The sequence below is a fragment of the Algoriphagus halophilus genome (genome assembly GCF_041729275.1).
Taxonomy (GTDB): Bacteria; Bacteroidota; Bacteroidia; order Cytophagales; family Cyclobacteriaceae; genus Algoriphagus; species Algoriphagus halophilus_A.
Genome location: NZ_CP146486.1, coordinates 2,713,451 through 2,725,970, shown reverse-complemented (window position 1 = coordinate 2,725,970; position 12,520 = coordinate 2,713,451). Strand labels below are relative to the sequence as shown.

Annotated in this window: 10 protein-coding genes and 2 pseudogenes; all 12 read right to left on the bottom strand. The window is 40.2% G+C overall.

Annotated elements, in window-relative coordinates; all coding sequences use genetic code 11:
- Window positions 1–66: 66 nt before the first annotated feature.
- On the bottom strand, window positions 67–1,107 hold the full coding sequence (locus V8V91_RS14510) for a response regulator (protein WP_373395784.1): 1,041 nt from the start codon (window positions 1,105–1,107) through the stop codon (window positions 67–69).
- Between the two features lie 138 nt (window positions 1,108–1,245).
- Window positions 1,246–1,497, bottom strand: a complete 252-nt coding sequence (locus tag V8V91_RS14505) for a response regulator transcription factor (protein WP_373395783.1) — start codon at window positions 1,495–1,497, stop codon at window positions 1,246–1,248.
- Between the two features lie 45 nt (window positions 1,498–1,542).
- The gene (locus tag V8V91_RS14500; protein WP_373395782.1) at window positions 1,543–2,943 is read right to left on the bottom strand and encodes a sensor histidine kinase; all 1,401 of its coding nucleotides are present in this window, start codon (window positions 2,941–2,943) and stop codon (window positions 1,543–1,545) included.
- 49 nt (window positions 2,944–2,992) lie between these two features.
- The gene (locus V8V91_RS14495) at window positions 2,993–3,358 is read right to left on the bottom strand and encodes a sensor histidine kinase (RefSeq protein WP_373395780.1); all 366 of its coding nucleotides are present in this window, start codon (window positions 3,356–3,358) and stop codon (window positions 2,993–2,995) included.
- Between the two features lie 77 nt (window positions 3,359–3,435).
- Window positions 3,436–5,550: a two-component regulator propeller domain-containing protein gene (locus V8V91_RS14490; protein WP_373395778.1), complete on the bottom strand. Its 2,115-nt coding sequence runs from the start codon at window positions 5,548–5,550 to the stop codon at window positions 3,436–3,438.
- Window positions 5,551–5,741: 191 nt separating this feature from the next.
- Window positions 5,742–6,410 (bottom strand): annotated as a pseudogene (locus V8V91_RS14485) (two-component regulator propeller domain-containing protein); the annotation flags it as partial.
- An 817-nt stretch (window positions 6,411–7,227) separates the two neighbouring features.
- Window positions 7,228–8,520: an ATP-binding protein gene (locus tag V8V91_RS14480; protein ID WP_373395776.1), complete on the bottom strand. Its 1,293-nt coding sequence runs from the start codon at window positions 8,518–8,520 to the stop codon at window positions 7,228–7,230.
- Window positions 8,520–8,648: a hypothetical protein gene (locus V8V91_RS14475; RefSeq protein WP_373395774.1), complete on the bottom strand. Its 129-nt coding sequence runs from the start codon at window positions 8,646–8,648 to the stop codon at window positions 8,520–8,522. Before V8V91_RS14475 ends, V8V91_RS14480 begins: the two co-directional genes overlap by 1 nt.
- Window positions 8,649–8,686: 38 nt before the next feature.
- Window positions 8,687–9,544 carry a hypothetical protein gene (locus V8V91_RS14470; protein ID WP_373395772.1) on the bottom strand — a complete coding sequence of 286 codons (858 nt, stop codon included), beginning with the start codon at window positions 9,542–9,544 and terminating at the stop codon, window positions 8,687–8,689.
- A 50-nt stretch (window positions 9,545–9,594) separates the two neighbouring features.
- Window positions 9,595–10,059: a hypothetical protein gene (locus V8V91_RS14465; RefSeq protein ID WP_373395770.1), complete on the bottom strand. Its 465-nt coding sequence runs from the start codon at window positions 10,057–10,059 to the stop codon at window positions 9,595–9,597.
- Window positions 10,056–11,626 (bottom strand): annotated as a pseudogene (locus V8V91_RS14460) (AAA family ATPase). The gene V8V91_RS14465 and the pseudogene V8V91_RS14460 overlap by 4 nt, the downstream one beginning before the upstream one ends.
- 338 nt (window positions 11,627–11,964) lie before the next feature.
- Window positions 11,965–12,507: a serine/threonine protein kinase gene (locus V8V91_RS14455; RefSeq protein WP_373395767.1), complete on the bottom strand. Its 543-nt coding sequence runs from the start codon at window positions 12,505–12,507 to the stop codon at window positions 11,965–11,967.
- Window positions 12,508–12,520: the final 13 nt, after the last annotated feature.

Below are 12,520 nucleotides of genomic sequence, written 5' to 3'. Positions count from 1 at the left end.
ATTGACCGCTTGCGGCCAATTCTTTAATAATTACTGATTATTTGATAGCTACTGTGGCTGAATGAGTTAAGAATTTACTTCGTAAACGGTGACAGGTTTTGCTTTATTTTTCAAGACCATTTCCCCGATCTTGGAGATTTTGAAATCATCTTTCACATCATGTTGGTATTGTTCTAAAATCAGTATTTGTCCCGGATTGGCTTTTGATTGCAGCCGGGAAGCTACATTGACGGTATCCCCAATCACGGTGTAGTCCAATCGCTTCAAGGAGATCGACCCGATGTTACCAGAGACCATTTCTCCCTTATTAATTCCGATGGATACTTTGGGTTGGAATCCGGATTTTTCTGAAAACACCGGCATGGCGTTCATCTTATCCCGAATCGCGATACTCGCACGTATGGCCCGCTTTTCATAATCTTCTCCTTTGAACACTGCCATTACCGCGTCGCCAATAAACTTGTCTATAATTCCTTGTTCGGCGATGATTTCTCTCACCATCATGTCAAAATAATCATTGAGCTGGCCCACCACCACATTGGGTTCTTCGTTTTCACTGATTGCTGTAAATCCGCAGAGGTCAATAAAGGCCACTGCCGCTTCCATGGTTTCGTTTTCTATCAGTCCACTTTCTATTTCCCGGCCTCCCATGAAATTCAATACCGTTTCATCTACATACATCCTTAGGATGTTATTTTCCTTCATAGCTTTGAGGGTATCCTTGATCTGATTGATGTAGGTGATGGTTTTTTCAATGGTAATTTCGAGGTCTTGAAAATCTACTGGTTTGGTGATAAAGTCAAAAGCACCCAAGTTCATGGCGGTACGGATATTTTCCATATCTCCATAGGCGGAAATGATGACCGTTTTCAATAAGGAGTTTTGTTCTTTAACCCGCGAAAGCAGGGTCAACCCATCCATTTCAGGCATATTGATGTCACTCAGAATCATGTCAATGTTCTTTGATTCCTCCATGAGTTCCAATGCTTTTTTACCATTGAGGGCAAAATAGAATTCGTATTCCTGTGAGCGGATTTTCTTTCTGAATTTCTGTCTGATCAATACCTCAAGATCCGCCTCATCGTCTACCACTAATATTCTGATCATGGCTTGTTTGATTTTTGTTTGTGAACCAAATTGGCGATTTCAGTTTTTAAAAATTCAAAGTCAATGGGTTTGGTAAAAACTCCTTCGCCCCTGAATCAATCGCCTTCTCATAGTTTTCGGTATCCCCATATGCGGATATCATGCTGACATTGATTTGTGGAAAACGTTCCTTAATTTTTTCAACAGTTCCAAGCCCGTCATCCCGGGCATGTTAATATCCGAAAACACATATACAACTTGGGGAGGATTTTCTTGTTCTAAAAAATCCAATGCTTCTTGTCCGGAAAAGGCAAAAGACAAGCTGATCTCTCCTTTCTTTATTTCTTTCCTGAATTTTTGACGAAAAAGTATTTCTACATCCGTTTCATCATCTACTATCAAAATATTCATTTTTCTTTCGTTAAAGTAAACTCATGATGACTTTTTACTCTTTTTTTATTCTTCCGCTTTATCTGATTTTTCTAGCTTATCCAGTGGAAGAATAATGGTAAAGGTAGTTTCCTCACCTTCTACCGAATCCACTTTGAAATCACCTCCATGAGCTTTGACAATATCATAACTCAAACTCAAGCCTAAGCCTGTTCCAGACCCTGTTGGTTTAGTAGTAAAAAAGGGCTGAAATATTTTTTCTTTAATGGATTTAGGGATTCCACTTCCATTATCCGATACCGTAATTTTGATCTTATTATTTTCGAGAGAAGTGGTAACTTCTACGGTAGGCTGGTAGTTTTTTCCCTCCTCCGAATTAGGATCCAATTTGCTCTTTTTCTCATTGACCGCGAAGAAAGCATTGTTGACCAGATTTAAGATCAGCCTGCCGAAATCTTGTGCTACCACCTTCACTTTAGGAAGGTTGGGGTCTAACTTCAACTTGAAATCCGAATTGAAGCTTTTGTCTTTGGCTCGCAGCCCATGATAGGAAAGCCTTAGGAATTCATCCGCTAGAGCATTGAGGTCGGTCAATTCCTTTTCCCCTGAATTGATTCGGCTATGTTGTAGCATTCCTTTGACAATGGAATCAGCGCGGTTACCGTGGTGCGCGATTTTTTGTAGGTTTTGCGTGATGTCATCCACGATTTCCAAAGCCAGTTCATAATTCCCAGCCTCAATTTCTTCCTTCATCTCCACTAAAAGCTCATTACTCAATTCAGAGAAATTATTCACAAAATTCAGCGGGTTTTGGATTTCATGCGCAATGCCGGCGGTCAGCTCACCGAGAGAAGCCATTTTTTCGGCGTGGATCAGTTGGGATTGGGTGGATTTTAGTTCCTGCACGATTTTCTCCAACTCGTTTTTCTGGGCAGTCAATTCTGCTGTTCGAGCTTTCACCTGTTGCTCAAACTGATTTTTTAACTGCTCAGTGATTTCCAGTTCCTTTTCCTTCTCCAGTGCCTTGATTCGCTCTTTCTCCAGGTTTTTCTTTTGCTTGGCATTGATAATCCACATAGCAATGGCCCAGATAAACGCAAATGCCTCAGCGGTTTCGAAGTAGGAATCCCATTTATTGTAAAAGTCCGGCGCCAGCGCCACAAAAATCTCCGTAATGATGGATATGACAATAATTGGCAACCAGGCATATATCACGCCTTTCTTGTGCTCTAGCGCAGGAAATTGAAGGGTGACATAGACAATCGCACTAATCAATAGATATCCTGCGATGCTGGCTATGAAGGAAATGAGTGAAGGCATAGGAATCCACTCAATCACCATCAAGGCTATCGCTGCTATTATTCCATAATTGAATAAACGTTTCCACTCTTCAGAGACCTGAATAGTACCTAGGGGCCTCTTGAGGGTAAATAGAAGAATGATGGAAATGATATTTACTGAAAGCACGACGTTTTTTTGTTGATGTAAAAGCTATGAATTAGATAGTTTAAAAGAATTATTCTGGAATATAAATAGTAAATGCGGTTCCTTGGTCAGTTGTGGTACTACTTTTTACTCTCAAATCCCCTCCATGGGACTTGATGATGTCATAACTCAACGATAGACCTAGCCCAGTTCCTTGCCCTGTAGGTTTTGTGGTAAAGAAGGGTTGGAATATCTTATTGATGATTTCAGTAGAGATTCCTGGCCCATTATCCTCTATGGTAATTTCTGCTCCTCCCAAGATGTGTTTGGTGGTAATTTTAACATAGGGTTGGTATGCAGTACCATTTACTGCTTTTGATTTCTCGTTTACTGCATAAAATGAATTGTTTACCATATTCAGAATGACTCTACCTATATCTTGCTGGATGACTTCCAATTGAGGTAGTTTTTTGTCAAAGTCAGTGAGAAAATCGGCATTGAATGTTTTGTCCTTTGCTTTGAGTCCATGGAAACTTAAGCGTAAACATTCATCTGCCAGTGCATTGAGGTCTGTGGGTTCTTTTTACCCGAACCTACCCGACTATGTTGCAACATAGCTTTGACAATGGAATCGGCTCGTTTTCCATGCAGGTTGATTCGCTCGAGGTTTTGTTTGATATCTTCTGCAATGGCCTTGGTTTCTTCCATATCCCCATTTTCTAATTCCTCGATCATTTCATCCATCAATTCATTGCTAACGTCGGAGAAATTATTGACAAAGTTCAAGGGATTTTGGATTTCATGTGCGATTCCTGCTGTCAACTCTCCCAAGGAAGCCATTTTTTCAGCTTGGATCAATTGTGACTGGGTTTCTTTTAAGTGCTCATGGGAGGCTTCTAGCTTTGCATAAGCCTTTTCAATTTCCCGGGCATGTGCCAATTCCCGTTCTCGGGCTTTCTTTTGTTCGGCTTTTAGTACCTGATTCTTTTGGTATCGGGATACAGGGTAAATCAATGATAGAAAGATCAGGGTATACAATCCATAAGCCCACCAGGTCCTAAACCAAGGAGGTAAAACGGTAAAGGTGTAATTGGTCGGGTTGGTCCACTCCCTCGCTCCTGTTGCTGCAGGCCCATTATATCTGGCCATGACTTTGAAGGTATAGGTTCCTTCACTGATATTACCAAATGTGGCCTCGGATTTTTTGAGAACGGGGCTCCATTCCTGGTCATAGCCTTCCAACATGTACCGATATTCAATTAATTCGGGTTTTGAAATTTCGTTGGTACCAAAATCGATGGTTAAGTGATTGTTTTTATAGGGTAGCTCCAAATTAAGTGGAATAGGATGGAAAGGAGCGATACTATCGAACTCAATCGAATTGAATCGGTTTCGCATGGCTTCCCGTTCTTTTTCACTTAGGCTTCTTCCAAATACACTGACCTCTTCATTGATTTGAGGAGCAGGAATGCCTTCACTTTCTGGATTATTGACACTTTGAGCCAAAAGGTTCCAAGAGAGGTTTTCCTCATTGATCTTTACTTGCTTCAGGGCTACTTTTGGTAAATCCTCATTTCTAAGTAAAGAGGAGTAATCAAACCTGCTCAAAGCAGTTTTGTTGCTACCTGTGCCCGCCCAAAGAATGCCCCTGCTGTCCAAAAACATTCCTTTTTGACCGTCTGTTAGGTCTTTAACGGGATAGCCTGTGTTGGAATTAAAAAGCTCGAGGTTTTTGAGCTCCTGCATAGGCTCATTGGCTGTAGGGCTATCAAAAATCGCCAAGCCTAAGTTTGTACCAACGGCTATTTTGCCAGTTGGGAATGATTCGATTTGAAGGATGACATCATTGGGTAACCCTTCGGTAGTTGTAAAGGATTTGAAAAGATTTTCTGTATCTGAGAAGTTTCCTTGAAGCAGGGCATTCAAATCATTGGAGCTGATAAAGTTTAACCCATGTTCAGTGCCGACCCAGAAATTCCCTGCAAAATCTTCCTCAATGCTAAGGACTGTGTTATCAATTAATCCTTGCTCTGTAGTGAGATTTGTAAAGCTTTTACCATCAAAAATACTGATTCCTCCATCGGCAGCACCAAACCAGATTCTACCGGATTTGTCTTCTATAATACTGAGAATGGCATATCCTGCCAGGCCTTGATCTGGGGTAAAATTGGTAAATGATTCTCCGTTAAATTGAGTGACACCACCTCCATCGGTACCGATCCAGAGAATTCCATTTTTATCTTCCAAAATGCTAAAAACATCATACCCAGTGAGACCTTGGTCAGATGAATAGTTGGTAAAACTCTTGCCATCAAACAAGCTGATTCCACCCACGCGGCCTATCCATAGTTCTTCATTTCGGTTGGCATATAGGCTGAATATGACATCCGAAGCCAAGCCTTGGGCGGTGGTGTAGTTAATGAAATTTTTCCCGTTAAACTTGCTGATACCTCCCAGAGGTGTTCCAAACCAAAGGTTTTGCTGGGGATCTTCGGCTATGCTCATTACAATATTTGCCGCCAATCCCTGAGAAGTGGTAAAGGTGGTAAAACCAAGCCCATCGTATCTGCTGATTCCTCCTCCATCGGTTCCAAACCATAATTTTCCGGAGTTATCTTCAGAAATACTGAGGACATTATTGCTCGCCAATCCCTGTCCAGTGGTGTAAGTAGTGAATGTGTTTCCATCAAATTTGCTGATTCCGCCCCCTGAGGTAGCAAACCAGAGATTTCCTTTTTGTCTTCAGCAATATTTCGAATTAGGTTGCTGGCCAGCCCATCTTCAATTCGGTAGTTTTCAAAAGTTTCTCCATTATATTTTGTGACCCCTTCTCCTACAGTCCCAAACCATAAGTTTTCTTTGGAGTCTTTTAAGATTACCCGAACCCGATCGCCTGACAGTCCTTCGGTAGCGGCAATAGAAATGAACTGATTACCATCATACCTGCTGACTCCATTTCCATAGGTACCAAACCACAGGTTCCCTTCTTTATCTTCTTCTATACTCACCACTACATTTCCGGCCAGCCCTTCTTCGGTGGTATAATTGATGAAAGTGTTCCCATCGTATTTGCTTACTCCTTCATTAGTGCCAAACCAGAGATTTCCTTGCTGGTCTTCTTTGATGATAAAGACAATATCATCCACCAATCCATTGCTGGTATTGAAATTAGTAAATCTTACTCCATCATATTTACTGGCTCCTCCACCAACAGTTCCAAACCAAATATTTCCACTTTGATCTTCAATAATGGATCTTAAGTTATTGGCTGCCAGTCCTTGAACTGTCGTGTAATTGGTAAAAGTATTTCCATCAAAATGACTTACTCCTCCTCCTGAAGTTCCAAACCATAAGTGACCTTGACTGTCTAATAAGGAAGAGTTGACCGCATCTAAGGCCAATCCGTCATCAGATGTATAGGTAGTAAATTGTGCTCTTCCTCCTTCTCCAAGGATGAAGGGGCCATTTGTTCCCTCTACGGGATTTCCATCTTCATCCTGCAACACCATTAAAGGAGAGATAGAAGGTGGGCTGAGGTTAATCAGTTCTCCATCGTTGAAATAGCTTCTTTGTTCTGAGAAACTCAGAGGAACGCTTACTACTTGCGGTGCTTTTAATTCTGATATAAACCGAGGAATAGGCTGTAAAGAATCGGGTAATGCATCCAGTTGCACCACAGTTGGTTTAGAGATAGGGGTTTTTACCTCAGTTGCCACTTTTTCTGGACTTTCTGAGCAAGAAAAAATAAAAGCCAAAGACACTACAAATGAAAAATAAGTGGTTTTCATTTGGTATGGTTTGATAAATACGTGAAGAATTGATGAATCATATACTTGTATTCCACCTTTACAAATTTTTCCCAAATAGGGTGGAGGCCATGTAGGTTTCAAAAATCTGCATTTGAGAGCAACCTATGCTAAAGGTGTTTGCCTGGTATATCCTTTGAAAAAATGAAACCAGTTGTTCACCGAATGTGATCAATAGAAAAAGTACTCAGAGGTATTTCGCTTTTGTTGGGTTTCATTTAAAAAAAGCTCACACAACTATGTATTCATTTCTATCTATCACCCTTCCTTCCTGTTTGGCATTTTAATCTACATTTTATTACGGGAATTTCCATAGGTATTCAGAAATAGAATCAAAACTAAATCCTTCAATATCAAGCAATAGGTAGCCTTAAAACTAGTTTTCGTAGTATAAAAAATGAGGATTATTGGATTTTCGATTGAGAAGACTGGAGTTTTCTAAAGCAGGCTAAGGCGAAATTGATCAGGTAGGGAAATTAAGATTTGAAGGATGATAGTAAAGGAGATACGGCGGAGTAATTTATTTCAGGGGCAATGAAACGATGAATTCAGCTCCTTCTCCTTCTTTACTTTGAACAGTTAATTCTCCTCCATGGGAAATGATGATTTCATAAGCCAATGACAATCCCAAGCCTGTTCCGGATCCTGTGGGTTTAGTGGTGAAAAAAGGTTGGAAAATTTTATCCTTGATGGAATCAGGAATTCCCATGCCATTGTCTTTTACCTTGATCAGGATTTTTTTACCGCTATTCCCATGACTTGCCAGTTCCGTACTCACCTTCACAATGGGTTGGTAGTCCACCTTCCTTTCCTCATCCTTTAATTTTCGGTCGAGTACTGCATAAAATCCATTATTCAATAGGTTTAGTAAGGCTTTTCCTATTTCCTGGGGAATCACATGGACTTTTGGGATCTTTTCATCGGTGGATATGTCCATTTCAATTTCTATATCCTTGGAAATGATGTTTTTATATTTTGCCAAGAAACTGTGGTAAGAGATTCGAAGGAATCCATTGGCCATCGCATTGAGATCAGTCAGTTCATGTCTTCCTTGACCTTGCTTGCTATGTTCGAGCATATTTTTGACGATGGCATCTGCTTGTAAGCCATGTTTTCTAATCTTTTGAAGATTGGATTTCACATCCGAAAGCAATTCTTGAAACAAGGATTCATCTCTTGAATCTGATGACTTTCGGTATTCCTCCAATAACTCATCAATCATCTCATCACTTACTTCAGTGAAGTTGTTCACAAAATTCAATGGGTTTTGAATTTCATGTGCTATTCCCGAAGCCAATTCTCCCATGGAGGCCATTTTTTCAGAGTTTACCAACTGACGCTGTGCTTTTTTGAGGTCATTCAAGGTTTGTTCCAAATCTTCTTTTTGAAGCTGGAGTTCTTTTGTTCTAAGCAGTACTTTTCTTTCCAGGTTTTCGTAAAGTTGAGCATTGGAAATGGAAATCGCGATTTGAGTAGAAAGCGTCTGGAGCAATTCTTCATGTGAGCTGGTAAAAGCTCCTACCGAAAGGGAGTTTTCCAATAAAAGGATAGCAGATAATTTACCCTGGTGAATGACCGGAAGACAAAGCATAGACTTGACTTCCTTGGTCCTTAAATAAGGGATGAGCCCAAATTCCGGATGATTTTGTGCATCCTCAAGCAAAAGCGATTTTTGACTGTTTTGCACATAATTGATGATCTCTACTGGTAATTGAACCGTATCCGAAGGATAAGGAATACCTTGTAGCAGGGTATAAGAAGGAGGATTGATGGTTCCTTCTGCTTCTATTTTCCAGGCCCCTTCGGTATACATCAGAAAATACCCTTTTTCTGCACCTGCATTTCCAGAACCACCTCCATCATTTTTCCTAGCACCCCTTTGAGGGTTACCTGTTGGGAGATGGCGGAGGAGGCTTTAATAAGGGTATGTGAATCGAACATTTCCAGAGACTGGATGGTCCGTGTAGTTTCGCTGAGCGTTAAGGTTTTTCAGCCTTACCGCTTTGGAAAATGGTAGGGAAGTCTTGTTGAAGCTGATCCAGTTTTTTACTGGCTCCATATTCCAAATAAGCCAGATATGCATCCTTGAGGTAAATTTCTCCAATGCGTATTTTTTGATTATTCAGCATCATTTTACCGGCCTTTTCAAATGCTATGGCTTTCAATGGCAACATTTCCTGCTTCGATGCCAGGCTAATTACTGAATCATAAAGGTCCAAGGCTTCTAAAAGATGTCCTTTTTGCTCCAACTGAGTGGCCCGGATTAAATCAATACGAAATTGAAAATTTTCTGGAATAGAAGCATTCCACTTTTCAAGGATTGCCAAGGATTCATCTATCTCAGCTGTGATTTCTTCAGAAGGTGTTTTTCCAGAAACTAACTCTAGAGCAATCAAAGGAAGATAGGTATAGTAATCTGCCAAAACCGTGGAGCCGGGGAGGGCAGATAGGTAGTTTTTGGCAATGGATACTTGTTCGTAAGCAAAAGGAATATCCCCCAATAAATAGGAAGAAAAGCCCTTGTAAAGGAAGAAATAGAAGCGCCCAAAATAGTTTTGCTCTTTCTCTAGATGTGAATAAATCACACTTTCCGAATCGATCGTTTCAAGTGAAGATGAGCCTCCTAAATCTTTGATCATTTGGTAAAAAGCCAATATGGTACTCTTCACAAATTGGTTTTTGGTCTTTTCTACGATTTGCAATCCTTGGTAGAGCTTTTGATCCAGTTGGGCTAGTGAATTTCCAGCTGTAGTGATAGTCTGACCCATACCGGAAATATTATAACCTGCAAATTGCAGTTCACCAGATTGAAGTCCAGAGATTAATCCTTCATCCATGTATGTTAAACTATCCTTAGCAGGTCTGGCATAGATATTCAGGAAGGCCCCTAAAACAAAGCAGGTGTTACTTCTTTGGCGAAGGCTGTTAAGTTTTTGGAGAGCTGATAGGAAAGGTCTCCATAATCATATCCTTGTTGGAAATCGCTAAAAGCTAAACCACATAAAATTCCATAAGAACTGTAGGCGGTACAACTTTCTGCATTATTTCCATGGTCAATAGAAATTGCCGTACTAGTTAACACTAAATAAGACCATAAATTGCTTTGCCCACTCAAGAAGGCAGGAGAAAGCATGTTGACCAGAAGTTTAAGTTGGATATTGGGTATTTCCGAATCCGACAAAGTTCTATTCGAAAGGAGATCAATAGGCTTCTTGTTTGCCATTAAACCCATGATAGTTCCAAATCCTTGACCAATCGCTGCTTCTATAGATTGCTCCTCAGGAATAGTTAATCCAATCAATTCCAATCCTTTTGCACCATAATCTAAGGCTTCTTGAAATTGGATTTTCATAGTGAGAAAATAATCAGCTGATTATAGATCAAGGCTTTCTCTAAGTTGGTTTTACCGTATTTAATTGCCTCCTCGGCTAAACTAAATGCCTTGGATTGTTCTCCTGCGATAAACTCTACCTCTATCTGTGCGGAAAGAATTTTCCATTTCAAATCGTATTCTGTTACCCAAGGTTCTTTATCCTCCAGAAGACTCGCCGCTTGGTTTAATAAATTCAATGATTCATCAAAGGCCACGGCATCTTTGGCCTTAATACCTGCCTCGTAGTTGTATTGGGCAAGTTTGATCTGCTTTTTTGGATCTGTAATTAAGGATTGTGCACGGTTCAATTGATTGGTAATCAGAAAAGCCCAATCCTCTTTTGTTCGGTCCAAATTCAATTCATAGAATTCGCCTATCTCCAGATGGACTTTCTTTTTGTCCTTTAGGTAGAGGTAGGAAGCCTGCTGTATTCTATCATGAACAAAGAAATAATAGGAACCATCAAAAAGAAGGAAAGAATCATTAACCGCTGGAGCTAAATTTTCTATGAATTGGGTTTCGATTACACCAAATAAACTTGCCATTTCTGAACTCGAAAAGCGGTTTCCTATAGCAGCACCAGTTCCCAGATAGGATCGTACTTCGGCAGGCAGGCTTTCCATTTGCTTCATCAAGAAATCCACTACATTTTCTGTGGCGCTTTCAATGGCAATCTCTTCTTTATTCCATTTCCAAAGTCCAAGTTGGGTATCCGGATAGATAAGTCCTTTGTCGTAAAGGCTGGTAATGAAACGGTGGACATAAAATGGATTTCCACTTGTTTTTTGATGAATCTGATGAGAGACTTCGGCTACCTCTGAGCTATCCCGCATCAAACAATAACTTAAAATATGAGTGATTTCAATGACTGGGAGCAAATCCAATTCTATTTGATTGAATTCCACCCCAAGTTTGGAAACATCCGAAAGCATCCGACTTAAGGGATGAGTTTCATCCACTTCATTGTCCCGATAAGCCCCAACGATAAAAAAGGTTTGATTTTGATTATTTTTCAATAGCTGGGCAAGTAAGTTGATACTTGCTAAATCCATCCATTGTAAATCATCTAAAAAGAGGGCAATAGGATAGGGTTGCGCTGTGAAGACTTTGATGAATTCCTCAAAGACATATTCAAATCTATTTTGGGATTCCAGTGGGGATAAGGATTCTAAGGCATTCTGAACTCCTATGATTTTCTCCAGCGTAGGAAATACTTCTGTTAAAAGTTTTCCATTTTGACCAAGGGCATTGGTCAATTGATCTTTCCAAAAGGTCAGAGAAGTTTTGTGTTCCCTGAGTAATTGAGTGAGAAGACTTTCAAAGGCCTGAATTAACCCACTATAAGGAATAGGCTGGTTGAGCAACTCATATTTACCTTGGAGAAAAATCCATTCTGTTCTAAGACAGGCCTTTTTAATTCCTGTATGAACGCAGACTTTCCAATTCCTGGAGCCCCTTTAACCAGAAGAAATTGGGTTTTCTTTTTATCCAGACATTTCTTCCAATGGGAATTTAGTTCTTTTAATTCCTTATCTCTACCAAACAACTGCCTGGGCAGTCTGAATATGGAAGAGAAGTCATGTTTTGCCAGCTCGAAATCAGGAATTTCCCCAAGCTCCTCAAAATAATCTGCACAAATGATGAGGTCTCTCTCCAATCCTGCAGCAGATTGGTATCGATCGTCAGCCGATTTGGATAGCAATTTGAAAATAATCTTTTCCAAAACCGGAGGAATCGATTGCAAGTAGTCTTTGAGTGGTGGAGGAGGTGAGGCAATGTGTTGGTGAATGATCTGAAATGAATCCTCACTGTCAAAAGGAAAAACTCCTGTAAGAATTCTATAGAACAAAACCCCAATAGAATAGAAATCTGTTCTATAATCTGTTAATCGATTGATTCTACCTGTTTGTTCTGGTGAGAGGTAATGGATTTTCCCCCACCTATTCTTTCATTGCTGATTTCAAGGAAAGTAGCTGAAACCCCAAAATCGATCAAGCGAATGGCACTGAAGTCTTCGGATACTAAGATATTATCGGTACTGATATCCCGGTGTACAATTTTCTGGCGGTGCATCTCGCCAAGTGCATGAACAATTTTTGGAGCTACTTTCAAAAAATTACCGATGGAAAGGTGCTGGTTATTTTTGACAAAATTATCCAGAGATTTTCCATCAAAATATTCTTGGATGATCGCAAATCCATTACCAATTCTAACTAGTTCTAGGTAATGCGCAAGGCCTTCGCCGGTAATTCCTTCTCCTAGCTTGAACTCATTTTTGATCCGTTCAATTTTCTGAGGAGATGGAAAGTCATCCGAATGAACCTTTATAATTACTTTGACCCCGGTTTGATGATGTACCGCTTCATATACAGAAGTTTCGGAGTCTTCGTACAGTTTATTCTTTAATAAATATTCTCCTATGTTCATTTACTCAAAAACG